Origin of the sequence: Kribbella sp. VKM Ac-2566, assembly GCF_004366005.1 — a bacterium.
Taxonomy (GTDB): Bacteria; Actinomycetota; Actinomycetes; order Propionibacteriales; family Kribbellaceae; genus Kribbella; species Kribbella pratensis.
Window position 1 is genome coordinate 19,868 of sequence record NZ_SODT01000013.1, and the last position, 26,008, is coordinate 45,875.

Sequence of the window (26,008 nt, forward strand, 5' to 3'; positions counted from 1 at the left end):
GCGTGGCGTCGAGTGGACCTGAGATGAAGTACGTGATGGTGGAGTACGCCGGCAGCGAGCGGCCCGGCGTACTCGACGGCGATGCGGTTCTGTTGCTCGACGCAACGGATCTGACCGAGGTGATCGCCGGCCCGGCCGAGGTGGTGGACAAGATCCCTTACAGCGAAGGGATTCTGCGGGCGCCGCTGCGGCGGTTCCGGCGCGACATCCTGTGCACGGGGTGGAACTACTGGGACCACTTCGAGGAGAGCAAGGGCAAGCGCGAGGGCCAGGACGTGGACCGGCCCGAGCACCCGACGTTCTTCACCAAAGGTCCGGACGTGGTGATCGGCCCGTACGACGACATCGCCTGGGACCCGGCGATCTCGGCAAAGTGGGACTACGAGGCCGAGGTCGCGCTGGTGATCGGCAAGACGGGCAAGAACATCCCGGTCGACGAGGCGCTCGGCCACGTCTGGGGCTACACGCTCGCGAACGACGTGTCGCAGCGGGACCTGCAGCGTGCGCACGGCGGGCAGTGGCTGAAGGGCAAGAGCATCGACGACACCATGCCGCTGGGTCCCTGGATCGTCACCGCCGACGAGGTGGGCGACCCACAGGACATTCACCTGGAGTGCCTGGTGAACGACGAGGTGCGGCAGGACGCGTCGACGCGGCAGATGGCGTTCGATGTCGCAACGCTTATCAGTGAGCTGTCGTTCGGTATGACGTTGCGCCCGGGGGACCTGCTGCTCACGGGTACGCCGGCCGGTATCGGAAACGCCCGCGAGCCACAGGTGTTCCTGCAGGACGGTGACGTGATCGTCACCCGGTCCGACAAGCTCGGCTCGTTGCGTAATCGGGTGGCTCGGGTATGAGCGGGCCGTTGGAGCTGTTGCCAGGTGGCGGCAAGAGTGGTCGCCGTACTCTCGCGGAGCACGCGGCCGCGGAGCTGCACCAGCTGATCCTGTCCGGTGAGCTACCCAGTGGTACGCCTCTTCGCCTTGTGGAGCTGGCCAGTCGGCTCGAGATGAGCCAGATGCCAGTGCGTGAAGGTCTGCGCCGGCTGGAGGCATTGGGGCTGGTCGAGATCATCCCCCACCGTGGCGCGTGGGTGCGTGACCTGTCGCTGTCGGACCTGCGAGACACACACGAGACGCGGCTGGCGTTGGAGAGTCTCGCCGTACGCGCGGCTGCACTCCGCTTCACCGAAGAGGACCTGACGAAGGCAGCGGCCGCCTTGGCCGAGCACCTCCGGTTGTCACGCGCCGAGGACTCCACGGGTGCACGTGAGGCTCACGCGGACTTCCACTTCGCGATCTACCGGGCCAGTGGTTCACAGTGGTTGCCGCGAGCAATCGAGCCGGTCTGGCAGAACAGCGAGCGCTACCGGTTCGGCAGCCGTCCGACCGCGTTCCTGATCGAGCGGAGCCGGCAGGAGCACCAGGCGATCCTGGACGCGTGCGTGGCACGGGACCCGGACGCGGCCGAGCAGGCGCTGCGCAGTCACCTGGCCGGCGCGTTCCAGCGGATCACGGAGACCATGACGTCAAAGAAGGAGACGCCGTGAAGGTGCGCTTCGACGCGACCGGTGAGGTCGTGGTGATCACAGGTGGCGCCCGAGGAATCGGTGCGGCGCTGGCCACCGCAGTGAACGCTGCAGGTGGTACTGCGGTCGTCTTCGACGTCACTGCACCGGTGGAAGGCGTCGAGTACGTCGTGGTGGACGTGGCTGACCGGTCCGCGGTCGAGGCTGCGGTGGCGGGTGTGCTGGAGCGGTACGGGCGTATCGATGGTCTGGTCGCGGGTGCGGCGGTGCAGCCGCGGTCGACGGTGCTGGAGATGGATGCGGCCGAGTGGACCCGGACGTTGCAGGTGAATCTGGACGGTGTTGTCTGGGCGTGTCAGGCCGTCGTACCGCACATGGTGGCGCGGCAGTCCGGTTCGGTGGTGGTGTTCACGTCCGGGATGGCGTCGACCGGGTTTGCGGGCGCTGCGGCGTACGCGGCGAGCAAGGCGGCGCTGGTGGCGTTCGCCAAGACGCTGGCCGTGGAGGTGGCCGGCGACCGGGTCCGGGTGAACGTGGTCGCGCCAGGGGTGATCGACACGGAGCAGTTCCGAGGTGCGAACGCCGGTGCGGACCGGGACCACTGGGAGGACACCATAGGTATCGGCGACCCCGAGGACGTGGTCGGCCCGTTGCTGTTCCTGCTGTCCGACGCGGCCGCGATGACCGGGTCGCTGCTGACCCGGGAACGTGCCTTTGCCAAGCTCACGAGCTTTGTGGAGTAGTAAGTGACTGAACAGCTGCCTGTTGCCGTGGTGGGTGCCGGACCGATCGGTCTGACCACCGCGCTCGGTCTCGCGCACTACGGCATCCCGTACGTGCTGCTGGAGGAGGACGCCGTCCTGTCGTCCGACACCAAGGCCGGTACGACGCTCAGCCGGACGCTTGAGATCTGGAACCGGTACGGCGCGGTCGACGGCATCCTCGGCGCCGCGCTGCGGATCGACGAGATCGGCGACATCGACCGGGCCACCAACACTCCGCGCGCCTCGGTGCAGCTGGCCGAGCTTGTGAACGACACCCAGTTCCCGTTCGTCATCAACCTGCCGCAGCAGAAGATGGAGCCGCTGCTGGCGGCAGCTCTTCCGGAGCCGGTGCGGACGCAGCACCGGATGACGTCGTTCGAGGTCCGCGACGATCGCGTCGTACTGCAACTGGAGACCCCTGACGGCCCGCAGGAGCTGGAAGCGTCGTACCTGCTGGCCTGTGACGGCGGGCGTTCGCGGATCCGTGATGCGCTCGGGGTGAAGGTGGTGGGGGAGACCCTGCCCGAGCGGTACATGCTGATCGACGTCGTGGTGGACCTGGACGTCGACAACGCGCGGGACTACCCGTACCTCGCGTACTTCGCGGACAAGTCCGAGTGGATGGTGCTGATCCGGCAGCCGGACAACTGGCGGTTCCTGTTCCCGCTGGCACCCGGCGCCGACGCGCCGGGTGACGAGGACCTGCTGGTGAAGGTGAAGCAGTTCATCGGCGAGGTGGACCGGATCGAGCTCATGGGCTCGGTCGTCTACAACGTGCACCACCGGGTCGCCGAGCAGTGGACCAAGGACCGCAAGGTCTTCCTGATGGGTGACGCGGCACACCTGATCACTCCGATGTGGGCGCTCGGTCTGAACACGGGTGCGCTGGACGCGTCCAACCTGCCGTGGCGGCTGGCCTGGGTGCTGCGTGGCTGGGCTGATCCGTCGTTGCTGGACGGCTACGAGCGGGAGCAGCGGCCGGTAGCGATCGAGGGCTCGGGCGAGATGGCGGAGGCGGCCCGCAAGTACATGTCCTTCCAGCGCGGTGCTGTCACCGAGGACACGGGAGCGTGGGCCACGGCGTACAACAGGACGCTGCTGAGCGTGCGGCTGGATGTCGAGGGTGTGGGCGACTGGTCGATGGTGGCTACCTCCGCCGCACCGCCCGCCGTACGGGCGGGGGACCGGGCGCCCGACCTGGTGCTGCAGAGCCCGACCGGTCGTACGTCGATCCATGACCTGTGCCGCGACTCGTTCGTGGCGCTCTACTTCACCGACGTACGGCGCCGGCCGGAGATCCCGGTGAACGAGTCGCCCGCGTTGCAGCACTACGCGGTGTCCCGGTGGGATGCGCCGCACGACTCCGGTCTGCGTGACAGGGCCCTGTTCGATCCGGGCAGCGTCGCCACCAAGAGGTACGGCGTACCGGCGGACAGCGTCGTACTGATCCGGCCGGACGGTCACATCGCCGCGGTAGCTCCGATGGGTACTGGTGTGGCGGAGGAGCTGTACATGCGCGTCACAGGACGGGAGGCGCCATGAGTTTTGACCAGCCCTTGCAGGAGATTCTGCTGCAGACGGAGGACCTGGAGTGGGTGGAGAAGTCGCTGGACGGCCTGTCCCACAAGATGCTGTGGCGGGACCCGGTGACCGAGGCGTCGATCGCACTGGTGCGGTTCGAGAAGGGCTCGGGGATCCCGTCGGAGCACAAGCACGCCTCGAACCAGTTCATGTTCTGCCTGTCCGGCCGGTACGTGTACCTGCCGACCGGTACGACGCTGACCAAGGGCAGCTTCTACTGGAACCCGAAGGGCGTCGTCCACGGTCCCACGCGCGCCGAGGAGACCTCTGTCCTGCTGGAGGTGTACGACGGTCCGCACTACCCGGAGCGTCCGGACTTCTACGACAACGACGAGGACGCCCGCTGACATGGCCGGCTGGGACATCCACACGCACCTGATCCCGCCGACCGTGCTGGCGGCGGCACATCGGGGTGAGTTCGGGCTGTCCGTCGACAGAGGCTCGCTGGTCGTCGACGGGGAGCGGCTGCCGCTGCGCCGGCTCGCCGACCCGGCCGCACTGCTGCACTGGATCTCCTCACAGGACCTGGACGGTGCTGTGGTGTCAGTGCCGCCGGCCCTCTTCCGGTACGACGCCAGCCTCGAGTGGACCGAGCTGGTGAACCAGGGGCTCCGGGAGCTCGCCACACCGCAGCTGCGCGTGCTGGGGCACCTACCGCTGCTCGACCCGGCTGCACCCTCTGTAGCTGCCGGACTGGCCAGTGAGGGCGTCTTCAGCGGTTTTGCCCTCGGTACGCCGAGCTACGCCGGGCTGGATCCGGTGTGGCGAGTGCTGGACGCGCTGGAGGCGTTCACGCTGATTCACCCGGGACACAGTGACGACAAGCGCCTTGACTCGTTCTACCTGTCGAACCTGTTGGGGAATCCGTACGAGACCGGACTGGCGGCGGCTTCGCTCGTCTTCGCGGACGTGCCGGGGCGGTTCCCGGGAATCCGGTTCTGTCTGTGCCATGGGGGTGGTGTGACGGCGGCCGTCGCCGGACGGTGGCAGCGCGGGATCGACCAGGAACGCCCGGGGATCGAGCCGGTGTCCTTGCCGGTGGCCGAGGCCCTGCGCCGCTTCTACGTCGACGACCTGGTCCACGACGACGCCGTACTGGAGCTGCTGACGAAGACGTTCGGGCCCGAGCGGGTGCTGGCCGGGAGCGACTGGCCGTTCCCGATGGGCAGCGACGAAGTGTCCACCGACCGGTCCGCCGCGGCCGAGGTGCTGACGCGGCCGCTGGCGAAGGAGGTCGCCGAGTGGTGAGACGTGGGTTGCGTCTGGTCGTGGTTGTGATCAGATATCAAATCGTGGGGAACGGGGAAGAGGCGTGAGTACACGGGGGACTGTCCTGCGCAGTCATGGACCGGGAGAGCAGCTGAAGGCCGAAGAGGTCGAGCTGACCGCCGGTCCGGGTGAGACGTTGGTGGAGATGCGGCTGGCCGCGGTGACTCCACTGGACCGGTCGACACTGGCCGGAAAGCAGCCGTCCGTGCCGTTCATGCCGGGCTCCGAGGGAGCCGGTGTGGTCGTGAGGTCGGACGCTTTTGAGGCGGGCACGCCGGTCGTGGTCCGTGGTGAGGGCGTCGGCGTGACACGGGACGGTGTCTGGGGCCGGTACGCCGTCGTTCCGAATGCCGCCGTACACCGGCTGCCGTCCTCGCTGGAGCCGGGTACGGCGCTCGCGTTGATGACGCCGGCGTTGACGGCACACACCGCCGTACGACGGGTTGCCGACGTACAAGAGGGTGAGACGGTCGTGGTCACCGGTGTCACCGGTCTGGTCGGGCACATGTGTGCTGCGATCGCACGGTCGGCCGGTGCGTCCCGGGTGATCGGCCTGGTGTCGCTGGACGACCGCGCCGACGGTGCGACCGGAGTGGTGGATCAGCTGGTCCGTGTGGACGGTCTGGGACAGGTGGGCCGAGAGCTTCCGTGGTGCGACGCAGTCATCGACACGATGGGCGGTCCGGTGGCCGGTGGGGTGCTCGGGCACATCTCTCCGGGCGGACGGATCGCAGCACTGGGCTACAAGGCCGGTGAGTTCACCACGATCGACTTGCACCAGCTGATCGGCCGGGACCTGCGGGTGCTGCCCGTGAACCTGCAGCGGACCACGCTGGCGCCGGATGCGGTCGGTCAGGCGCTGGCCGATATCGCAGCGGTGTCCTGGCGAGCGGACTACGAGGTCGTACCGGCAGAGCGGATCGGCGACGTGCTGGACCGGCAAGCAGGCCGGGTTCTGCTCGACCTGACAGGTCTCTGAGAGAGCACCAGTGGCCTAGACCGCTCATGTTTGCTGGGCTTTGAGCTGAGCAATCTGTGGTCGAAGGCCGCCAGATACCCGGTCGGCGGCTACGGTACCTCCAGAGCTCAAGAGGAGAGAGGCAGCCCGCTACTGATGATCCGACGACTCGAGCTCACGCCTGGGGGGCCGACCGGGCGTCGTACGCTCGCCGAGGAAGCTGCCGCCGAGCTGCACGAACTCATCCTGTCCGGCGAACTTCCCAGCGGTACGGCGCTCCGGCTGGAGGAGCTCGCCAAGCGACTGGACATGAGCCAGATGCCGATCCGGGAAGGGCTCCGGCGGATGGCGGCGCTCGGACTGGTCGAGATCGTCCCGCACAAGGGCGCCTGGGTGCGTGAGCTGTCGATGGAGGACCTGCGCGACACCCACGAGACCCGGCTGGCACTGGAGTCCCTGGCAGTGCGTGCGGCCGCGACACGCTTCTCCGACTCGGACGCGGCGGCCGCCCGGACCGCACTGGCCGAGCACGTCCGGTTGTCGAAGCTGGGCGACAACATCGCGTCCCGGCAGGCGCACACCGAGTTCCACTTCGCGATCTACCGGGCCGGCGGTTCGCGGTGGCTGCCGCGGGCGATCGAGCCGGTCTGGCAGAACAGCGAGCGCTACCGGTTCGGTTCGCGGCAGACCAAGGCCCGGATCGAGCAGACCCGTCGCGAGCACCAGGCGATTCTCGACGCGTGCCTGGCGCACGACGAGGAGGGTGCGGAGGCAGCGCTGCGCGAGCACCTCGAAGGCGCCATGCAGCGCATCACCGAGACGATGGCGCGTCGCTCGAAGCAGTAAGGGCAGTGAGCTCCTCGAACCGGTCCTGCTGCCAGCCGGTCGCGTCGAACACCGCACGCAGCAGCAGCCCGTCGCTGCTCGCCCGGTGCACTCCTAGGAGTTCTTCGAGCGGCTTGCTGCCCAGGCCGTCGTAGTACTCGTCCAGTGCCTGCCGCCGTCGCTGCTCGGACGCTCCGCCGATCTCCTCCAGCGGTGCATCGCACCCTTTGACGTGGCCTGACCCGACCTGCTGACCCGGCGCGAGTTGCTGGATCAGTTGCTCACCCGCACGCACGTCCTGGGCTCTCACGCGTGCACCCAGCGCACGACAGTCGACGCGCCGGAGTGCGCGCTGCACCCCTTGTGAGATGGCGATGTGGTCCGGGTGACCTGTCAGCCCGTCACTGCCGACTGTGAGGATGAGCTCCGGCTCGATCACGGCGGCCGCGACCTCGATCGCTTCGGCCACGTCGTCCGGCGATGCCGCGGCCAATGACCGTGGTCCAGCGCGACCGCCGTCGTCGACCCACTGGTCCACCGCTCCCAGCCAGTCCCACTCGTTGATCCCGAGCAGTGCGCAGGAGGCGCCGAGATGATCGAGGGCTCCGTGCATGCCGGCGGTAGCGACCCGCAGTACGACGTGCCAGCCCTGCTCGTTCAGCACAGACGTGGCGGCGCCGGTGGCGAACACCTCGTCGTCGGGGTGTGCGTGGACTACCAGCGCCGTCCGCATCTAATCAGCGAGATGTGCTGGGAAGCCGCCGGTGGCGATCGGGCTCCAGCGCTCCGGGGTGATGCGGATGAGGCACTTGCCCTGCTTCACCATCGCCTCGCGGTACTCGTCCCAGTCCGGGTGCTCACCGGAGATGGAGCGGTAGTAGTCGACCAGCGCCTCCACCGCGTCCGGCAGCTCGATCACCTCACCGCTGCCGTCCACCTGCACCCACGCGCCGTTCCACTCGTCCGACAGCACGACCACGCTGGCCTTGCCGGCCCGCTTCACGTTCGTGCTCTTCGCCCGCTCCGGGTACGACGAGATGACGATCCGGCCCTCCGTGTCCACACCGCCCGACACCGGCGAAGCCTGCACCGTCCCGTCGGCCCGGGTGGTCATCAGCAGCATGTGATGACGCGGCCGCACAAACTCCAGCAACCCGTCGAGCCCGACCTTGGTATTGGTCGCAATAGTCCTCGGCATGCCTCCTACCCTATGTGCTGGGCGGCTGTGGGCGACCGGATTGACTTGTTCGAACAGGTGTTCGAACATGGGAGTATGACGGGGAGCGAGGCAACGGCGAGTCGGGTCACGGCGCTCGACCAGGCCCGTCTGCTCCTCGCTCAGGCCAAGGACCGGAAGTCTGCCCAGAAGTCATTGCTGAAGGCCGCCGCCGAGGCGCCGTCGGTGGCTCGGGTGCAGCAGGCTTTGGACACGGCGGGGGTGGACCGGGAGCTGCCGACGCATCCGGCAGTGGGTGAGCTGCTGGCGGGAGCGAGCCTGCGCGGCGGTTCGGTGTACTCGGTGCGGGGGAGTGCCGCGCTGGTGATGGCGCTGATGGCCGGTCCGTCCGCGGAGGGCGCCTGGTGCGGTGTGGTCGGCGTGCCGTCGTTCGGGGCCGAGGCGGCGCGCGGGCTCGGGGTGGACCTGGAGCGTCTCGTGCTCGTTCCGGATCCGGGGCCCGAGTGGCTGAGCGTCGTCGCCGCGCTGGTCGACGCGCTGACCGTGGTGGTCGTCCGCCCGCCCGGTGAGGTGACACCGGGGGAGGCGTCCCGGCTCGCCGCGCGGCTCCGGACCCGCGGCGCGATGCTGATCGCGTACGGGTCCTGGCCCGGCAGCGAGGCCCGGTTCGAGATCGAGAGCAACACCTGGACCGGACTCGGCGACGGCGAAGGCCTGCTCACCGCCCGCCGTGCGACCGTCGCGGTGACCGGCCGGCGCGCCGCCGTACGCGCTCGTCACGAGCTCTGGCTGCCCGCCCCCGACGGCACGATCCGCTCCACCGGGACCTCGGAAGCCCGGCCGGAGGAGTGGGCGGACCAGATCGGCGCGGTGGGCTGATGGGCGGGCTGATGAATGGGCTGGTGAACGGGCTGACCCGGACGATGGTGATCTGGGTGCCGGACTGGCCGGTGGCGGCGGCCGCGGTGGCGACCGGGCGATCACCGGACGAGCCGATCGCCGTACTGGAGAAGGGAAAGGTGCTTGCCACCTCCGCCACCGCGCGCGCCGAAGGGGTGCGGCGCGGGCAGCGGGCCCGGGACGCGCAGTCGCGGTGCCCGGAGCTGGTCGTGCTGAAGTACGACCCGGTGATCGACGCGCGGGCGTTCGACCCGGTGATCTCGTGCCTGGAGGCGATCACGCCGGGCGTGCAGGTGATCCGGCCGGGGATGTGCGCGTTGAAGGCGCGCGGCCCGGCACGGTTCTACGGCAGCGAGGAGGCGGCCGCGGGGAAGCTGCTCGACCGGCTCGAGACGTACGACGTGCACGGCAGCCGGATCGGGATCGCCGACGGGCCGTTCGCCGCGGAGCAGGCGGCCCGGGTGAGTTCCGCGCGGACCCGGGTGCACGTGGTGCCGCCGGACGGTTCACCGGAGTTCCTCGCGCCGCTGTCGGTCGACGTACTCGAGCAGCCGGCGCTCACGGATCTGCTGCGCCGGCTGGGGCTGCGGTCGCTGGGTGCGTTCGCGCAGTTGCCCCGGACCGAGGTGCTGACCCGGTTCGGTCCGGACGGCGCCTTCGCCCATCGGCTGGCCCGTGGGTACGACGACCGCCCGGTGACCGGCCGGGAGATCCCGCCGGAGCTCACCAGGACGCTCGACTTCGAGCCGTCCGTGGACCGGGTCGACCAGGTCGCGTTCGCGGTCCGGGCGGTCGCCGACGAGCTGATCGCCCGGCTGACCGAGCTCGGGCTGGTGTGTACGACGTTGCGGGTCGAGGTCGGCACCGAGTCCGGGCGGATCCACGAGCGGGAGTGGCTGCACCCGCGCTGGTTCACCGCGGCGGACGTGGTGGACCGGGTGCGCTGGCAACTGCAGGGGAGCGGTACGGCGACCAGCGAGCTGACGTCACCGGTCGTCCGGGTGCGGCTGGTCCCGGACCAGGCGGATCCGGTCGGCGCGCATGTCGACGGGTTGTGGGGCGGCGGTCCGGACGAGCGGATCCACCGGGCGTTGTCGCGGGTGCAGAGCATGCTCGGTCACGGTGCGGTGGTGTCGGTGGTGATCGGCGGCGGTCGCGGGTTCGCGGAGCGGCAGACGCTGGTCCCGTGGGGTGATCCGGCGGTCCCGGCACGGCCGCCGGACCAGCCCTGGCCCGGCTCGATCACCGGCTCGATCGGTACGGCGAAGCGCTGGCCGGCGCTGGCGCCGACCATGGTCTTCCCGGAGCCGATCCCCGCGAAGGTGTTCGCCTCGGACGGCACCCAGGTGTCGGTCAGTGCCCGCGGCGAGTTGTCCGGCGTACCCACCGCGTTCACCCTGCTCCCGGCCCGCGGCCCCGGCGTTCAAGTTGCCGACAGCAACAAGATCCACCCGATCACCGCCTGGGCCGGACCCTGGCTCACCGCGGAACGCTGGTGGGACCCCAGCACCGAGTCCCGCCAGGCCCGCTTCCAGTTCCAGACCGCCGACACCCGCGCCTGGCTCTTCACCCTCTGCCGAACCACCTGGCACGCCCAAGCCACTTACGACTGATCAACTCGCCAACATAGGTTGACTTCATGCATCGGAGCCGGATTTCCACGTTTCTGATCGACGTCAAGCGGGACGAGGTGCCGGACGCCACGGCGTTCTGGTCCAAGGCTCTCGGCGTACGGACGTCTTCGCCGGAGGGTGAGCCACAGTTCATCAGCCTCCACGACGCCGTCCCGGGGTACGTGACCGCGATCCAGTCGGTCGACGACGAGCCGCGGTACCACCTGGACATCGAGACCGACGACGTCGCCGCCGAGGTCGCCCGCCTGACCGGGCTCGGCGCGGTCGAGGTCGCGAGCTGGCAGGGGTGCCACACCCTCCGTGCCCCGGGCGGGCATCTGCTGTGCGTCATCCCGGTGCACAGCGACCCGGCGCACTTCGAGCAGCACTCGACCGTCTGGGACAGCGAGTAGGCCGTCAGGCGACGTGGACGGCGGGAGACTCGGCGCGCGCGAAGAGACGGTCGAACACCGCTACCCGGTCGAACTGCAACGCGTACTCCCGAGCGCGCCGCTCGGCCGCCACGCGCTGCTCGCGGGTCCAGTCGCACACGACCTCGTCAAGCACGGTCCGCAGCGTGGCCGGATCACGCTGCGGCACCAGCAAGGCCGTATCACCGACGGCCTCGGGCACACCGCCGGTCGCGCAGGTGATGATCGGCCCGCCACCGGCGAGAGCCTTCTCGACCAGCGCGATTCCGAACGTCTCCACGAACTCCGGCTGCTCGCGTGTCGGCAGCACGAACGCCGCGCTCCCGGCCATCAGCGCCGGCTTCTCCGCGTCGTCCACATCGGTCAGCACCCGCACTCGCTCGCCCAGCCCCGCTGCCGCCACCCGCGCCAGTACCTCGTCTTCCTGCGGACCGCGCCCGGCCAGGACCAGCTGCACCTGCTCGGCCGACCGCGACCCGGCGTAGGCGTCGATCAGGTCGTCGACGCCCTTCGCCGAGGCGATCCGGGACAGGAACAGCACGTACCCGTCCCGCGAAAGGCCCCGACGGGTAAGCGTTTCGCCGATCCCGTCATCGGTGAGTGACAGGTAGGACGAGGAATCGACCGCCGGGTAGGAGATGGCGATCCGCTCACGGCACTGCTGCGCGAACGTCGTGCCGTGCATACCGTCGAGGGTCGCCGCCGAGGCCACGATCAGGTCCCTGGTGTACTCCGAGACCGCCACGCAGTGGTCGGCCGCCAGGTAGACCGAAAGGATGTGCGCGGCCGCCCCGAACCGGCCGGTGTCCACGCACTCGCGCACCACGTTGGTGATGTCGGAGCCCACCGCCTCAGCCACCGTGGTGACCCGCGCCGGCCCGATCCGGCGCGCCACCTGGACGGCCTCCTGTACGGCGATCGCGTGCGGGCTCAGGTACAGCGACATCGCCACCGTCGGCACCCCGTCGCTGAACAGCTCGACCAGCCGCCCGATGAGCCCGGACAGGTAGCGCCCGTCCGGAACCCGGTAGTCGCCGACGGGATCGGGCCGCTCCACGGTGATCCCAGGGCTGTACGGCAGCACGCGGTCGAGTGGTTTCAACGGCAGCCCGGCCGCCTCCAGCGCGTCCAACGGCCAGGTCACGATCCGTACGTCGTCGTACCCGCGGGTGAGCGCCACCTCCGCGAGGCACCGGGCCTCACCGGAGTGCCCGCAGATCACCGGATCGGCGCGGACGACAACGACCAGACGGCGGTTGGGCGTGGACGGGATGTTCATGCGTCACCTCCAGTGGGGTGCAGCGGGTCGGATGTGGACGGTGGCCTGATCCGGGTGCCCCAGCCCGAGGGCCGAGGGCCGAGCTCGATGTGCAGGTTGCGGATGTGCCGCAGTTCCCGGCCGGAGATCCAGGGGCGTTCCAGGGTCTTGCCGTCCACCGCGATGGACTGGACGTAGGAGACCGGTCCTCCTGCCTCGACCGGCTCGAAACCTGTGGTGGTGATGGACAGCTCGCCCTCGGGCAGCCGGGTCGTGGACTCCGCCACGGCCGGCGCGCTCACCAGGAACAGGTTCTGGCCGGCCACCGGGAACAGCCCGAGCGTCGCCCACACGTACCACGCGGACAGCCCGCCGGAGTCGTCGTTACCCGGCAGCCCGCCCCGGCCGGTGCCGAACTGGTTGGCGACCGCAGCATGCACCACCTCGGCGGTTCGGTCCGGCCGTCCGGCGTAGTGGTAGGACCACGGCGCCTCGTAGTCCGGTTCGTTGTTCAGTCCCTCGAACCTGCACAGGCCGTACCCGGCGTCCATCTCGGCCACGCTCGGAGCCACTCCCGGCTGGGTGACCGGTACGGCGCCGTACCCGAAGAACCGGTCGAGCAGCCGGACGAACGCCTCGTCTCCGCCCGTCAGCGCGATCCGGGCGCGCATGTCGTGCAGCAGCCGGAAGGAGTAGTTCCACCGGCCGCCCTCGTAGAACGTCGAGTCGCGCAACAGGCCGGTGCCCGGGTCGTACGCCGCCCGCCAGCCCTGGGCGAGGTCGCGCATCTGCTGGGCCAGCATCCGGTCACGCACCTTGCCGGCGATCGCCGCGGTGCAGTGGTAGGCGTACGCCAGGTCGAGGGTGTGGCTGATCGGATGCGCCACACCGTGCACCAGATAGTCCTCGCCGTACGTCCGGCGCAGGTCCATCTCCAGGTGCACCATGGCCCAGTCCCAGTCGATCCCCGGCAGATCCAGTTGGCACAGGTCGGCGAAGAAGGTGTGCGCGAGGGCGCTGCCCTGCCGGGAGAACCGGTCGGCGCCCTTGGCCATCCGGTAGCCGATCGGCAGGTTGCCCTCCTGCTCGCAGATCGACAGCAGCGCGCCGGCCAGCTCGACCGAACGCTGCGGGAACAGCGTGGTCATCAGCGGCAGTTGGGTGCGGTAGATGTCCCACATGGTGCAGATGTCGAAGGCGTACGGGCCCTCGGTCGTCCACGACGGGCTCTCGTCCGGGGCGAAGCACGGCTTGATCAGCGAGTGGTAGAGCGCGGTGCCGAAAACCGTTGCCTGGTCATCGGACTCGGACTTGATCGAGACCTTGCCGAGGTGGTCGCGCCAGGTGGCTGCCGTGTGATCGCGCCGGCCGGCAAAGGTGGCCTGGATGCTGCCGACGTCCGCGTGCAGGTTGTCGCGGGCTGTCGCACACCCGCGCAGGGAGAACCCCAGCCGCACCTCGACGGTCTGCTCGGCGCGCGAAGGGCCCATGAACATCAGCCCGAAGGGCCGCAGTGTGGTCGGCCGGATGTAGTCGAAGTCGAGGCGGGTGCCGCCGGGCATGAGGCGCCGGTCGTACCACAGCAGCTGCCGCCAGCCGGGGGCGTCGACCTCCAGGTGTACGGCCAGCGGCACACCCTCGACGTGGATCTCCCCTTGAGCCACCCCCGGCTCCAGCATCGCCAGGTGCGCCTTCAGCGGCACGGTCTGGCTGTGCGGGATGGCCAGACCGCCGGTCGAGGCGTCGATGACGATCCGGGCGGCGTCATTCGCCGGGAAGGTGTACCGGTGGACGGCCGATTTGGGGCCGACGGTCACCTCGCACCGCACCCCTGAACTCAGCGTCGCCGCGTAGTACCCGGGCTCGGCCACCTCGTCGAGCAGGTCCCAGGCGGTGCCCAGGTCGTCGAGCGGGCCGAGCATCGGCGTGACCCGGAAGTAGTTGTAGTACTTGCGGATCGCGCCGGTGCCGGACTGCTGGAAGTGGGTGAAGCCGGAGGCGACCGGGCGGTCGTACAACAGGTCGGGCACGCCCTCGGTGTTGAAGTCGTACAGCCCGTAACCGGTCGGGTAGGCCCCGGAGTACGGGCTGGCCGACACCATCCCGAAGGGGTGCGTGGCGCCCGGATGGGTGTTGCCGACCTGCGGCTTGGGCCACCACCAGGTCGCGGCCAGGCCCTTGGGCGTGGGCAGGTCGGTGGCGCCGGTCCCGATGAACGGGTCGACGTGCTCGGACATCATCGGGCCTCACCGCCTCGTGCGGCTGATGTGGACTCTCAAAGTAGGAAGCGCGTGTTTCAGGCGCGTGTTCGAAGGAGTCGGGCAGGTTACGAGCGCGCTCGTCGGCCGGCAGCAGAATCCGGTGATCGGGTGGTGCGGCCCGGTCTAGGCTCCGAGACATGACTGAGCTTGCGGCGACGTTCCAGCAGGAGGCAGTGGCGGAGGCCTATCAGCATCGGCCGCCGTACCCGGACGAGGTGTTCGATCGGCTCGAGGAGCTGATCGCCGACGAGCCGCGGCGGGTGCTCGACATCGGCGCCGGTGAAGGCGCGATCGCGCGGCCGCTCGCGCCGCGGGTCGAGCACATCGACGCGATCGACTTCTCGGCGCCGATGGTCGCGGCGGGCAAGCAGCGCCCGGGTGGCGACCACCCGAACCTCACCTGGCAGGTCAACCCGATCGAGGCCGCCGACCTCGACGGCCCGTACGCACTGGTGACGGCCGGGGCGAGCATCCACTGGATGCCGTGGGAGCAGACGTTCGCGCGAATCGTCCCGCACCTGACGCCGAACGCCCAGCTCGTCGTCATCGAGCACGGCCCGGTCGAGGAGCCGTGGACGGCTGAGCTGATCCCGGTGATCGAGCGGCACTCGCGCAAACAGAACTACGACCCGAAGTTCAACGTCGTCGACGCGATCGTCGAACGCGGCCTGCTCGACCTCACCGGTACGGCGCGCACCACGCGCGTCGAATACCGGCAGACGGTCGCCAACTACATCGAGAGGCTGCACTCCACGTCCAGCCTGGCCCGCGACCTGATGCCCGCCGACGAGGCTGCCGCGTTCGACGCCGGTGTCGCGGAAGCGCTCCGTCCGTACGCGAAGGACGGCGTACTCGACCTGACGATCCAGGCCGAGCTCAGCTGGGGCCGGCCGAAGATCGCAGGTTAGCCGCGCGCGACCGCAGGTAGCGCTGCTCGGGAAGACTCTGGGTGAGCCGCGCGGCGAGCTCGTACGCCGATCGCGCGGCAGCCCCTTCGCCGGACAGGTCGAGCAGATGCGCCCGTACGGCGGCCAGCCGATGGTGCTCCTTCAACGCCGGATCCACGTCGTCGAGCAACGCCAGCCCGGCGGCGGGGCCGTGCACCATCGCGACCGCGACGATCCGGTTCAGCGTCACCATCGGACCCGGCGCGGTCGCCTCGAGCAGTTCGTACAGCATCAGGATCTCGCGCCAGTCGGTCTCGTCGGCGTCCGCCGCCGAGTCGTGGACCGCGGCGATCGCCGCCTGCAGCTGGTACCGCCCGACCGGCGCCGATCGCAACGTCGACTCGATCAACTCGGTGCCCTCGGCGATCGCCGCCTTGTCCCACAACGACCGGTCCTGCTCCGGCAACGGCACCAGCGCCCCGTCCGCCGTCGTACGGGCAGGCCGACGCGCGTCGGTCAGCAGCATCAACGCGAGCAGCCCGGTCACCTCACCCTCGGCCGGCAACGAAGCATGCAGCTGGCGTGTCAACCGGATCGCCTCCGCACTCAGCTCGACCCGGTGCAGCGACGTACCGGACGAGGCCGTGTAGCCCTCGTTGAAGACGAGATACAGCACATGCAGTACGGCGGCCAGCCGTTCGGGCTGCTCCGCCGCCGGCGGCATCGCGAACCGCGCACCCTGGAGCTTCGCCTTCGCCCGGCTGATCCGCTGCCCGATCGTTGCCTCCGGCACCAGAAAGGCCCGCGCGATCTCCCCGGTCGTCAACCCGCCGACGGCGCGCAGTGTGAGCGCCACCTGCGACTGCGGCGTCAGTGCCGGATGACAGCACAGCATCAGCAATGTCAGTGAGTCGTCCTCCGACGACGCAGGCTCCGGGGGAGTCCATGACGCGACGGTCTCCTCCCGCCGCGTCCGGGCCGCCTCGTTCCGCAGTACCTCGATCCGCCGCCGCGAAGCGACCGTGATCAGCCAGCTGCGCGGATTGGCCGGAACACCTTCACCCGGCCACTGCAGCGACGCGGCCAGCAGGGCCTCTTGTACGGCGTCCTCGCACGCGTCGAAGTCGCCGTACCGCCGGACCAGTGCGCCGAGCACCTGGGGCGCCTGCTCGCGGAGCAGCTCCTCGAGCATCAGCTGAACGCGCTGAGGTCACGTACGGGACGCACTTCCACGACGCTGAACGGCGCCTCCGGGATCTGCGCGACGATCTCCACCGCGCGGTCCATCGAGTCGCAGTCCAGCAGGTAGAAGCCGGCCAACTGCTCCTTCACCTCGGCGAACGGGCCGTCCGTCGTCAGCGGCTTACCGTCGCGGACCAGGACCTGTTTGGTCAGCTCCGGGGCGTCGAGCGACTCCGACGCGACCAGCTCACCCTGCACGGCGAGCGCCTCGTGCAGAGCGGCGTACCCGGCCATGCCTTCCTTCTTCTGCTCGTCGGTCAGCGAGTCCCAGACCGCGCGGGACTCCGGGTTGCCGTAGATCAGTACCAGGAACCTCATCTGCTCAGGGTAAGCATCACCCTTGGGTATCGATCGGGTCACCGGTTCGTCGCAGGCGTAGCGGCGGGGAAAACGGCGCGTTCTGGTATCAGGGGAAAGCCGGGGCGTGCCCCGGGACGGCCGGGCGTAAACCTGTCGGGGCTCCCCAGTAGAGTTACGACGGGTATCCAGGGTGGAGAGAGGGAGGGGTCGCGTGCCGGACTTGGAAGTGTCCGACCGGGTGTGGACGATCCCGAACGCGCTCAGCTTCCTGAGGTTGCTGGGGGTGCCACTGTTCCTGTGGCTGGTCCTCGGACCCAAGGAAGACGGCTGGGCCCTGCTCGTGCTGGCCGTGTCCGGGTTCACCGACTGGGCCGACGGCCAGATCGCCCGCCGGATGAACCAGACCAGTCGCCTGGGTCAGATGCTCGACCCGGTGGCCGACCGGCTGTACATCTTCGCGACCGTCATCGGCCTGGCCCTGCGCGACATCATCCCCTGGTGGCTGGCGATCGCGCTGCCGCTGCGGGACCTGCTGCTCACCTTCACGCTGCCGGCGCTGCACCGCCGCGGGTTCAACGCGCTGCCGGTGCACTTCCTCGGCAAGTCCGCCACGTTCTGCCTGCTGTACGCGTTCCCGCTGCTCCTGCTCGGCGACGGCGACAGCACCCTCAACCTGCTCGCCCGCGTGTTCGGCTGGGCGTTCGCGATCTGGGGGACCGGTCTGTACTACTGGGCCGGCGCGCTGTACTTCGCCCAGCTGCGGCACCTGATCCAGACGGTCAAACCGATCAAGGGCCCGGCAGGGTGACCCAGCAAGCCCCAGAGCAGCCGACCCAGCCGCCGACCCAGCAGCCACGGCGCGTCGACGCGTCGATGTCGCTGCTGAACAACCTGATGGCGCACCCCATCGACGAGGGGTACGCCGTCGCCGCTCGCACCCGTTCGAACCAGGACGGCAAGCAGGCCCGATCCCGGCACCGGATCATGCTCGTGGTGGCCGCCGCCGTACTCGGCTTCCTGCTCGCGGTCGCCGCCGCGCAGAACTACCGCAGCGCACCGGAGGCGGAGAAGCAGCGCAAGGAGCTGATCACCCGCATCAACCAGGCCGACAACCGGCTGACCGTGCTGCGCAACAACCAGTCCCGGCTCGCCGACGAGGTACGCCGGTTGCAGGCGAGCGGACTGAGCAACGACAGTACGGGCGCCGCGCTGCAGCAGAAGCTCGACGACCTCGAGCTGCAGACCGGAGCGATCGCGGTGACCGGCCCGGGGATCAAGGCGGTGATCGACGACGCCAAGAATGCCGACGCCAAGGAAGGCCGGCTGCTCGACGTCGACCTGCAGCAGCTGGTCAACGGCCTGTGGACGTCCGGTGCGGAGGCGATCGCGGTGAACGGTCACCGGATCACGTCGCTGACCGCGATCCGCGGTGCGGGCAGTGCCATCACCGTTGACTACAGTTCGCTGACCCCGCCGTACACGGTGCTCGCGATCGGGGACACCGCGACCATGCCGGCCCGGTTCGCGCAGAGCTCGGGCGGGCAGTGGGTGCAGTACCTGGTGAGCAACTTCGATGTCCGGATGACGATCACGACGGAGGACTCCTTGCTGGTGCCGGCCGATGCGACCATCGCGTTGCGCTACGCGAAGGTGGGAACGAGATGATCGCCGTACTCGGGCTGGTGATCGGTGTCGTCGTCGGTCTGCTGGTGGCGCCCGACGTACCGGACTGGGCGCAGCCGTACCTGCCGATCGCGGTCGTGGCCGCGCTGGACGCGGTGTTCGGCGCGCTGCGCGCGTTCCTCGACGGGATCTTCGACGACAAGGTGTTCGTCGTGTCGTTCGTGTCCAACGTGCTGATCGCGGCCCTGATCGTCTACCTGGGCGACCAGCTCGGCGTCGGGTCGCAGCTGTCCACCGGTGTGGTCGTCGTCCTCGGCATCCGCATCTTCACCAACATGGCCGCGATCCGCCGGCACATCTTCCGGGCCTGATCATGAGCGACGAGAAACCTGACAAACCGGACACGCCGGACCAGCCGGACAAGGCCGCGGTCGAGCCGCCGCAGCCGCAGACCCCGACGCCGATGCCGAAGCCGCGGACGCCGAACCTGGCGCTGCGCAGGCTGCGGGCCGGGTTCAAGCCGTCCCGCGGCCAGGCGATCGTCGCGGTCGTGCTCGCCCTGGTGGCCTGTGTCGCGGTCGTGCAGGTCCGGGTGAACCGGGCCGACGACGGCTACCAGAACGCCCGCCGCGAGGACCTGATCGCGATCCTCGACGGGCTCGGGCAGAACACCCGGCGGCTGGAGGGTGAGATCGCCGATCTGGAGGAGCGGAAGAACTCGCTGTCCTCCAGCGCCGACAAGGCACAGACGGCCCGCGAGCAGGCGGAGGCGCAGGTCCGCACCCTCGGCATCCTCGCCGGTACGCTGCCCGCGCAGGGCCCGGGGGTCCGGATCACGCTGAACGACCCGCAGGGCAAGATGACGTCGAGCAACCTGCTGGACGCGATCGAGGAACTGCGGGACGCCGGCGCCGAGGCCATCCAGATCAACGGAGCGGTCCGGGTGGTGGCCAGCACGGACTTCGTGGACGACGCCCCGGGAATCGGGATCGACGGCCAGAAGGTGAACTCGCCGTACGTCATCGAGGCGATCGGGGAGTCCCACAACCTGTCCGAGGCGGCGAACTTCCCGGGCGGTCTGGTCAGTGAGGTGACCGGCCCGCAGGTGGGGGGAACCGCCGAGGTCAACGAGCTCGAGAGCGTCTCGATCACTGCCTTGCACGCGCCGGAGGAGCATCGTTACGCTCGCCCGGCGCCCAGCCCCACGAAGTAGAAACGAGGACAAAGGTGTACCCCGAAGACCTGAAGTACACGGCCGAGCACGAGTGGCTGAAGGCAGGCGAGGAAGGGCCCGTGCGGGTCGGCATCACCGACTTCGCGCAGGACCAGCTCGGTGACATCGTGTTCGTGCAGCTGCCCGACGTCGGCAGCGTCGTGCGGGCCGGCGATGCCTGTGGCGAGCTGGAGTCGACCAAGAGCGTGAGTGACCTGTTCGCCCCGGTGAACGGAACGGTGACCGCTGTCAACGAGGCGCTGGCCGACCAGCCGGACCTGGTGAACAGCGACCCGTACGGCGAGGGCTGGCTGCTCGACATCGACGTCGAGGACACCGCCGAGGTGGCCGCGCTGATGGACGCCGAGGCCTACCAGGCCCAGCTCGACCAAGCCTGAATCAGGGCTGATAAGTTACGGACCTCAACCGCTGGTCGAGGGTTGAGGTCCATGTCCACACTGTTACCACGGGGTCTATCGAAAACGTCGCCGGACCACCGGCGATCGGGAGGATCACAGCATGCCGTTCTGCAACCAGTGCGGGCACGAGAACTCCGAGGGCAGCCGGTTCTGCTCGCAGTGCGGAGCGATGCTGCCTGGCGCGGACCGCCCGGCGGCAGCCCCGGCGGCTCACCAGCCGCAGCAGCCGACGCCGGGCGTCACCGACACGGCGATGCTGACCCCGATCGGCGCCGAGCCGGAGCCGGAACGTACCGGCGAGCCGCTGTCCGCGGACGACGCGGCCGCGGTCGGCGCGCTGCCGGCCGGATCCGCCCTGCTGATCGTCCAGCGCGGACCGAACGCGGGCAGCCGCTTCCTGCTCGACGTCGACGTGGTCACCGCCGGCCGGCACCCGGACAGCGACATCTTCCTCGACGACGTGACGGTGTCGCGCCGGCACGCCGAGTTCCGCCGCGACCCGTACGGCGTGAAGGTCCGCGACGTCGGCAGCCTGAACGGCACGTACGTCAACCGTGACCGGATCGACGAGGTCCAGCTGACCAACGGCGACGAGGTCCAGATCGGCAAGTACCGGCTGGTGTACTACGCCAGTGGCCAAGCCTGATCCCAGCGCCGAAGGCCCTGTGGGAGGCCGCGGCATCGGAGAGGTGCTGCAGCTCCTGCAGGCCGAGTTCGCCGACGTCACGATCTCCAAGATCCGGTTCCTGGAGGCCGAGGGGCTGGTGACGCCTGCCCGTACGGCGTCGGGCTACCGCAAGTTCAGTGCCGCCGACCTCGACCGGTTGCGGTACGTGCTGACGGCGCAACGCGATCAGTACCTGCCGCTGAAAGTGATCAAGGAACACCTCGGTGCGATCGACCGCGGTCTGCAGCCGGCTGCTGCCGGTCCGCCGGTCGCGCCGAGTTCGTTGCCGCAGACACCGGGTCAGCCCGTCCCTGAAGACTTCGGTGCTACCGGCACCGAGCTGCGGCTGACCCGGGACGAGCTGCGGGCCGCTGCCGGCGTACCGTCCGAACTGCTCGACGAGCTGGAGAGTCACGGGCTGGTGGTAGCCAGCGGCAACCACTACGGCGGTGACGCGATCGTGATCGCGCAGGTCGCGGCCGAGCTGGCGGCGTACGGTCTCGAACCTCGGCACCTGCGGGCGTTCCGTACGGCGGCGGACCGCGAGGTCGGCCTGATCGAACAGGTCACCGGGCCCCGCCGTACCGAGCAGACCGGCGAGCTGGCCGCCCTCACCGTCCGTCTCCACACCGCTCTGGTCCGCTCCCGCCTCCCGCGTTCGTAAGGCTGTCCACAGCGAACCCCCGTGGGCCTACCCGGGCCTTCGGCTCGGAGTAGGCTGAACGTGTGCGCGAAGTCGACGTGGTCGGAGTCCGGGTAGAGATGCCCTCGAGTCAGCCGATCGTGCTGCTGAAAGAGGTCGGAGGTGAGCGGTACCTGCCGATCTGGATCGGTGCGGCCGAGGCGAGTGCGATCGCCTTCGCCCAGCAGGGCATGGAGCCGCCCCGGCCGCTGACGCACGACCTGTTCGCGGAGACCATCCGGGTCCTCGGGCACACCCTCAGCCAGGTCCGGATCGTGAACCTGACCGACGGCATCTTCGAGGCGATCCTGGTGTTCGACGACAAGACCGAGATCTCGGCCAGGCCGTCGGACTCGATCGCGATCGCGCTGCGGACCGGGACGCCGGTGTTCTGCGCCGAGGAGATCCTCGCCGAGGCCGGGATCCCGGTCCCGGAGAGTGAGACGAACGGCGCCGACGAGGTGGAGGAGGAAGAGGAGGTCGAGCGGTTCCGGGAGTTTCTCGACCAGGTGACTCCGGAGGACTTCGACAAGAGCTGACAGCAACAGGACCGAGGTAACGATTCGTACGGCGGTCGCGACACGCTCCCGGCTCGATGCGGTTGTCGTTGACCCGGTCAGGGCGGCGGCTTACCGTGAAGAAGTCGTGGGGTGGTGTCACTCCACGGAGATGGCTCGTTCCAGTCGGTATCCAGGGAGGCTCAGGCGTGACACGCACCGGGGACACGGATCTGACGGCGCAGTCGACGTCCGACGCGCACGCAGAGGCTGTGGCAGCCGCTACTGCCACCGCCGGCGTTCAGGGTCTGCTGTTCGACGACGACCTGCGGCCGATGCCGGAGGACGTCGGGTTCCGCGGTCCGACGGCCTGCGCCGCGGCCGGGATCACCTACCGGCAGCTCGACTACTGGGCCCGCACCGGCCTGGTCTCCCCGTCCGTCCGCCCGGCGACCGGCTCGGGGACGCAACGGTTGTACGGTTTCCGTGACGTTCTGTTGCTGAAGGTCATCAAGCGGCTGCTCGACGCCGGGATCTCGCTGCAGCAGATCCGGACCGCGATCGCGCACCTCAGCAAGCGCGGGTTCGACGACCTGACCCAGATCACGCTGATGAGTGACGGCGCGTCGGTCTACATGTGCACGTCGCCCGACGAGGTCATCGACCTGCTGGCCGGCGGCCAGGGCGTGTTCGGGATCGCACTCGGTGGTGTCTGGCGCGAGGTCGAGGGTTCGCTCTCCGAGCTGCCGACCGAGCGGGCCGACGGTCACGACGAGGGTGACGGCGACTCCCACGCGAACGACGAGCTCGCCGCTCGCCGCCGCGCCCGGATGACCGGCTGACCCTGTCAGAACTGTTGCGGGGTTCCTGGTAGCCTCGAGGCAGCCGTTCACAGCACTCGGGAGAGTCCCGTGTCATCGGGCGCCGAAGGGGCAATTCCTCCCCGGAACCTCTCAGGCCCATGGACCGAGTGTCGCAGGCGACTCTGGAGCGCAGCGCGCGTGACAGAGGGGGAGGCCACCGGCAGCGTCTGTCAGCATCGGAGCCTCTAGTGAACGACACCCCCCAGCTCTCGGCGACCTTCGCCGACCGGCACATCGGGCCGCGCCCGGACGAGATCGCCCGGATGGTCGAACTCCTCGGGTACGACGACGTGGACGCGCTCGTGGACGCCGCGGTCCCGGCCTCGATCCGCTCGGCCGAGGCGCTGCGGCTGCCCGAACCGGCCTCCGAGGTCGACGCGCTGACCGAGCTCCGTCAGCTCGCGGCCCGCAACACCGTCGCCACGTCGATGATCGGCCAGGGGTACTACGGCACCTTCACCCCGTCCGTGATCGTCCGCCGCCTGGTCGAGAACCCGGCCTGGTACACGGCGTACACGCCGTACCAGCCGGAGATCTCCCAGGGCCGGCTCGAGGCGCTGCTGAACTTCCAGACCGTCGTCTCCGACCTGACCGGGCTGCCGACCGCGAACGCGTCGCTGCTCGACGAGGGCACCGCGGCCGCCGAGGCGATGACGCTGGCGCACCGGTCGAACAAGAAGAGCAAGTCCGACCGTTTCCTGGTCGACGCCGACACCTTCGCGCAGACGATCGCCGTCGTGCAGACCCGCGCCGAGGCGCTCGGCATCGAGGTCGTCGTCGCCGACACCACCGACGGCCTGCCCGACGGCGACTTCTTCGGCCTCCTCGTGCAGTACCCGGGGTCCAACGGTGTCGTCCGCGACCTCAAGCCGCTGATCGAGGCGGCACACGGGCGCGACACGTTGGTTGCCGTGGCCTCCGATCTGCTCGCCCTGACGGTGCTCGAGGCACCGGGGGAGGCGGGCGCCGACATCGTCATCGGTTCCTCGCAGCGTTTCGGCGTACCGCTGTTCTACGGTGGCCCGCACGCCGGCTTCATGTCGGTCCGGTCCGGCCTGGAGCGGTCGTTGCCAGGCCGCCTCGTCGGCGTATCGGTCGACACCGACGGTGCCCCGGCGTACCGGCTGGCACTGCAGACCCGTGAGCAGCACATCCGTCGCGAGAAGGCGACGTCGAACATCTGTACGGCGCAGGTCCTGCTCGCGGTCGTCGCGTCCATGTACGCCGTCTACCACGGTCCCGACGGACTGCGGGCGATCGCCGAGCGCGTGCACTCGTACGCCGGGAAGCTCGCCGCCTCGCTGCGCGCCGGCGGTGTCGAGGTCGTCCACGGCGACTTCTTCGACACCGTCCTCGCCCGGGTCCCGGGTCGCGCCGCCGACGTGGTGGACGCCGCCCGGCAGAACGGGATCTGGCTGCGGCTCGTCGACGCGGACCACGTCGGCATCTCCTGCGACGAGAAGACCGACGTCGCGACGCTGACCCGCGTCTGCCAGTCCTTCGGCGTGCAGTACGACGACACGCTCGAGGCTGCTGCCCTGAGCGTGCCGCGGACCACGGAGTACCTGACACACCCGGTGTTCAACACACATCGGTCCGAGACGGCGATGCTGCGGTACCTGCGCAAGCTGTCCGACAAGGACTACGCGCTCGACCGCGGCATGATCCCGCTCGGGTCCTGCACCATGAAGCTGAACGCGACCACCGAGATGGAGCCGGTCACCTGGCCGGAGTTCGCCGACCTGCACCCGCTCGCGCCGATCGAGGACGCGGCCGGCTACGTGAAGCTCATCGGTCAACTGGAGCGCTGGCTGGCCGAGGTCACCGGGTACGCGAAGGTCTCGATCCAGCCGAACGCGGGCTCACAGGGTGAACTGGCCGGCCTGCTGGCGATCCGCGGATACCACCGCGCCAACGGCTCCGAGGATCGCAACGTCTGCCTGATCCCGGCGTCCGCGCACGGCACCAACGCCGCCTCCGCGGTGATGGCCGGTATGAAGGTCGTTGTTGTCAAGGGCAACGACGACGGCACGATCGACCTCGACGACCTGCGCGCGAAGGCCTCCGAGCACGCGGCCAAGCTCGCGGCGATCATGATCACGTACCCGTCCACGCACGGCGTGTACGAGGAGAGCGTCCGCGAGGTCTGCCGGATCGTCCACGACCACGGCGGCCAGGTGTACGTCGACGGCGCGAACCTCAACGCCCTGCTCGGGCTCGCGAAGCCGGGCGAGTTCGGCGGCGACGTCAGCCACCTGAACCTGCACAAGACGTTCTGCATCCCGCACGGCGGCGGTGGCCCCGGTGTCGGCCCGGTCGCGGTCGCGGCGCACCTCGCGCCGTACCTGCCGAACCACCCGCTGCTCGACCAGGCCGGTCCGGACTCCGGTGTCGGCCCGATCAGCGCGGCGCCGTTCGGTTCGGCCGGTGTGCTGGCGATCTCCTGGGCGTACATCCGGATGATGGGCGCCGAGGGCCTGACGGCGGCGACGAAGGCCGCCGTACTGACCGCGAACTACGTGGCGAAGCGGCTCGAAGGTGCGTTCCCGGTGCTCTACACCGGCGAGAACGGCCTGGTCGCGCACGAGTGCATCCTGGACCTGCGGCCGATGACCAAGGAGACCGGGATCAGCGTCGACGACGTCGCGAAGCGGCTGATCGACTACGGCTTCCACGCGCCGACGATGTCGTTCCCGGTCGCGGGCACGCTGATGGTCGAGCCGACCGAGTCCGAGGACCTCGGTGAGCTGGACCGCTTCTGCGACGCGATGATCGCGATCCGGCACGAGATCGACCGGGTCGCCGCGGGCGAATGGCCGGCCGCCGACAACCCGCTGGTGAACGCGCCGCACACCGCGGAGTCGGTGATCAACGACAAGTGGGAGCACGCCTACACCCGCGAAGAGGCCGCCTTCCCCCGCTCGGTCGACCGCGCCTCGAAGTACTGGCCGCCGGTCCGCCGCATCGACGGCGCGTACGGCGACCGCAACCTCATCTGCTCCTGCCCTGCACCGGAGGCGTTCGAGTAAAACGGGCATACTGGTCTGCCC

Annotated in this window: 28 protein-coding genes and 1 riboswitch; of the genes, 22 read left to right on the plus strand and 6 right to left on the minus strand. The window is 69.5% G+C overall.

All coding sequences use genetic code 11. From position 1 onward, the window contains the following. Positions 1–23: 23 nt before the first annotated feature. The 8 genes from EV647_RS30775 to EV647_RS30810 all read left to right on the plus strand — a co-directional run bounded on the left by EV647_RS30775 (position 24) and on the right by EV647_RS30810 (position 6,946). Positions 24–857 carry a fumarylacetoacetate hydrolase family protein gene (locus EV647_RS30775; RefSeq protein WP_134009229.1) on the plus strand — a complete coding sequence of 278 codons (834 nt, stop codon included), beginning with the start codon at positions 24–26 and terminating at the stop codon, positions 855–857. Next, on the plus strand, positions 854–1,549 hold the full coding sequence (locus tag EV647_RS30780; protein WP_133791234.1) for a GntR family transcriptional regulator: 696 nt from the start codon (positions 854–856) through the stop codon (positions 1,547–1,549). The genes EV647_RS30775 and EV647_RS30780 overlap by 4 nt, the downstream gene beginning before the upstream one ends. Then, positions 1,546–2,271, plus strand: coding sequence for an SDR family NAD(P)-dependent oxidoreductase (locus EV647_RS30785; RefSeq protein WP_134009231.1), 726 nt, complete (start codon positions 1,546–1,548; stop codon positions 2,269–2,271). Before EV647_RS30780 ends, EV647_RS30785 begins: the two co-directional genes overlap by 4 nt. A 3-nt stretch (positions 2,272–2,274) precedes the next feature. After that, positions 2,275–3,834: an FAD-dependent monooxygenase gene (locus EV647_RS30790; protein ID WP_134009233.1), complete on the plus strand. Its 1,560-nt coding sequence runs from the start codon at positions 2,275–2,277 to the stop codon at positions 3,832–3,834. Further along, positions 3,831–4,220, plus strand: coding sequence for a cupin domain-containing protein (locus EV647_RS30795; RefSeq protein WP_134009235.1), 390 nt, complete (start codon positions 3,831–3,833; stop codon positions 4,218–4,220). The genes EV647_RS30790 and EV647_RS30795 overlap by 4 nt, the downstream gene beginning before the upstream one ends. Position 4,221: 1 nt before the next feature. After that, positions 4,222–5,121, plus strand: a complete 900-nt coding sequence (locus EV647_RS30800) for an amidohydrolase family protein (protein ID WP_134009237.1) — start codon at positions 4,222–4,224, stop codon at positions 5,119–5,121. Between the two features lie 64 nt (positions 5,122–5,185). Continuing rightward, positions 5,186–6,121: a zinc-binding alcohol dehydrogenase family protein gene (locus tag EV647_RS30805; RefSeq protein WP_134009239.1), complete on the plus strand. Its 936-nt coding sequence runs from the start codon at positions 5,186–5,188 to the stop codon at positions 6,119–6,121. 135 nt (positions 6,122–6,256) lie between these two features. After that, the gene (locus tag EV647_RS30810; RefSeq protein WP_133791223.1) at positions 6,257–6,946 is read left to right on the plus strand and encodes a GntR family transcriptional regulator; all 690 of its coding nucleotides are present in this window, start codon (positions 6,257–6,259) and stop codon (positions 6,944–6,946) included. Here EV647_RS30810 and EV647_RS30815 read toward each other — a convergent pair. Together EV647_RS30815 and EV647_RS30820 are read right to left on the minus strand one after the other, a co-directional pair. Then, entirely contained in the window at positions 6,912–7,658 is a 747-nt protein-coding gene (locus EV647_RS30815) for a PIG-L family deacetylase (protein ID WP_134009241.1), read from the minus strand. The genes EV647_RS30810 and EV647_RS30815 overlap by 35 nt on opposite strands. After that, a complete protein-coding gene (locus tag EV647_RS30820; RefSeq protein ID WP_134009243.1) occupies positions 7,659–8,123 on the minus strand; it encodes a PPOX class F420-dependent oxidoreductase in 465 nt (154 codons plus the stop codon). It abuts the gene before it with no gap. A 75-nt stretch (positions 8,124–8,198) separates the two neighbouring features. On the opposite strand from EV647_RS30820, the gene EV647_RS30825 reads away from it, so the two are divergent. From EV647_RS30825 to EV647_RS30835, 3 genes are read left to right on the plus strand one after another with little or no spacing between them, the layout of a single operon-like run. Then, complete coding sequence (locus EV647_RS30825) at positions 8,199–8,981, plus strand: hypothetical protein (protein WP_238177478.1); 783 nt, start codon at positions 8,199–8,201, stop codon at positions 8,979–8,981. Continuing rightward, positions 8,981–10,615 (plus strand): DNA polymerase Y family protein, encoded by a 1,635-nt coding sequence (locus tag EV647_RS30830; RefSeq protein ID WP_238175099.1) that lies wholly within the window; start codon positions 8,981–8,983, stop codon positions 10,613–10,615. Before EV647_RS30825 ends, EV647_RS30830 begins: the two co-directional genes overlap by 1 nt. 26 nt (positions 10,616–10,641) lie before the next feature. Continuing rightward, positions 10,642–11,028: a VOC family protein gene (locus EV647_RS30835; protein ID WP_134009245.1), complete on the plus strand. Its 387-nt coding sequence runs from the start codon at positions 10,642–10,644 to the stop codon at positions 11,026–11,028. Between the two features lie 4 nt (positions 11,029–11,032). On the opposite strand, the gene EV647_RS30840 is transcribed toward EV647_RS30835, so the two are convergent. Both EV647_RS30840 and EV647_RS30845 read right to left on the minus strand, forming a co-directional pair. Further along, positions 11,033–12,325: a glycosyltransferase gene (locus EV647_RS30840; RefSeq protein ID WP_134009247.1), complete on the minus strand. Its 1,293-nt coding sequence runs from the start codon at positions 12,323–12,325 to the stop codon at positions 11,033–11,035. After that, on the minus strand, positions 12,322–14,544 hold the full coding sequence (locus EV647_RS30845; RefSeq protein ID WP_238177479.1) for a glycoside hydrolase domain-containing protein: 2,223 nt from the start codon (positions 14,542–14,544) through the stop codon (positions 12,322–12,324). Before EV647_RS30845 ends, EV647_RS30840 begins: the two co-directional genes overlap by 4 nt. Before the next feature lie 158 nt (positions 14,545–14,702). Here EV647_RS30845 and EV647_RS30850 point away from each other — a divergent pair, with 158 nt between their 5' ends. After that, positions 14,703–15,473: a trans-aconitate 2-methyltransferase gene (locus EV647_RS30850; RefSeq protein ID WP_134009249.1), complete on the plus strand. Its 771-nt coding sequence runs from the start codon at positions 14,703–14,705 to the stop codon at positions 15,471–15,473. Here EV647_RS30850 and EV647_RS30855 read toward each other — a convergent pair. Then, the gene (locus EV647_RS30855) at positions 15,442–16,644 is read right to left on the minus strand and encodes an RNA polymerase sigma factor (RefSeq protein WP_134009251.1); all 1,203 of its coding nucleotides are present in this window, start codon (positions 16,642–16,644) and stop codon (positions 15,442–15,444) included. The two genes, EV647_RS30850 and EV647_RS30855, sit on opposite strands and share 32 nt — an antisense overlap. After that, on the minus strand, positions 16,644–17,012 hold the full coding sequence (locus EV647_RS30860) for a YciI family protein (protein WP_134009253.1): 369 nt from the start codon (positions 17,010–17,012) through the stop codon (positions 16,644–16,646). The genes EV647_RS30855 and EV647_RS30860 overlap by 1 nt, the downstream gene beginning before the upstream one ends. Before the next feature lie 193 nt (positions 17,013–17,205). Between EV647_RS30860 and EV647_RS30865 the strand changes: the two genes are divergently transcribed. The 10 genes from EV647_RS30865 to gcvP all read left to right on the plus strand — a co-directional run bounded on the left by EV647_RS30865 (position 17,206) and on the right by gcvP (position 25,987). Next, complete coding sequence (locus EV647_RS30865) at positions 17,206–17,802, plus strand: CDP-alcohol phosphatidyltransferase family protein (RefSeq protein ID WP_134009255.1); 597 nt, start codon at positions 17,206–17,208, stop codon at positions 17,800–17,802. Then, positions 17,799–18,659 (plus strand): DUF881 domain-containing protein, encoded by an 861-nt coding sequence (locus tag EV647_RS30870; RefSeq protein WP_238175097.1) that lies wholly within the window; start codon positions 17,799–17,801, stop codon positions 18,657–18,659. Before EV647_RS30865 ends, EV647_RS30870 begins: the two co-directional genes overlap by 4 nt. Further along, a complete protein-coding gene (locus tag EV647_RS30875; protein WP_130379362.1) occupies positions 18,656–18,988 on the plus strand; it encodes a small basic family protein in 333 nt (110 codons plus the stop codon). The genes EV647_RS30870 and EV647_RS30875 overlap by 4 nt, the downstream gene beginning before the upstream one ends. Before the next feature lie 2 nt (positions 18,989–18,990). Continuing rightward, on the plus strand, positions 18,991–19,830 hold the full coding sequence (locus tag EV647_RS30880; protein WP_134009257.1) for a DUF881 domain-containing protein: 840 nt from the start codon (positions 18,991–18,993) through the stop codon (positions 19,828–19,830). 14 nt (positions 19,831–19,844) lie between these two features. Further along, the gene (gene gcvH, locus EV647_RS30885) at positions 19,845–20,228 is read left to right on the plus strand and encodes a glycine cleavage system protein GcvH (RefSeq protein ID WP_134009259.1); all 384 of its coding nucleotides are present in this window, start codon (positions 19,845–19,847) and stop codon (positions 20,226–20,228) included. 121 nt (positions 20,229–20,349) lie between these two features. After that, positions 20,350–20,895, plus strand: a complete 546-nt coding sequence (locus tag EV647_RS30890) for an FHA domain-containing protein (RefSeq protein WP_133791200.1) — start codon at positions 20,350–20,352, stop codon at positions 20,893–20,895. Further along, positions 20,882–21,580, plus strand: a complete 699-nt coding sequence (locus EV647_RS30895; RefSeq protein WP_134009261.1) for a MerR family transcriptional regulator — start codon at positions 20,882–20,884, stop codon at positions 21,578–21,580. The genes EV647_RS30890 and EV647_RS30895 overlap by 14 nt, the downstream gene beginning before the upstream one ends. 62 nt (positions 21,581–21,642) lie before the next feature. Next, positions 21,643–22,137, plus strand: a complete 495-nt coding sequence (locus tag EV647_RS30900) for a bifunctional nuclease family protein (protein ID WP_134009263.1) — start codon at positions 21,643–21,645, stop codon at positions 22,135–22,137. A 230-nt stretch (positions 22,138–22,367) separates the two neighbouring features. Then, complete coding sequence (locus EV647_RS30905; protein WP_305000154.1) at positions 22,368–22,937, plus strand: MerR family transcriptional regulator; 570 nt, start codon at positions 22,368–22,370, stop codon at positions 22,935–22,937. A 47-nt stretch (positions 22,938–22,984) separates the two neighbouring features. Beyond that, a riboswitch (glycine riboswitch) is annotated at positions 22,985–23,074 on the plus strand. Positions 23,075–23,146: 72 nt separating this feature from the next. Further along, positions 23,147–25,987 carry an aminomethyl-transferring glycine dehydrogenase gene (gene gcvP, locus EV647_RS30910; RefSeq protein WP_134009267.1) on the plus strand — a complete coding sequence of 947 codons (2,841 nt, stop codon included), beginning with the start codon at positions 23,147–23,149 and terminating at the stop codon, positions 25,985–25,987. The last annotated feature ends 21 nt before the right edge of the window (positions 25,988–26,008 follow it).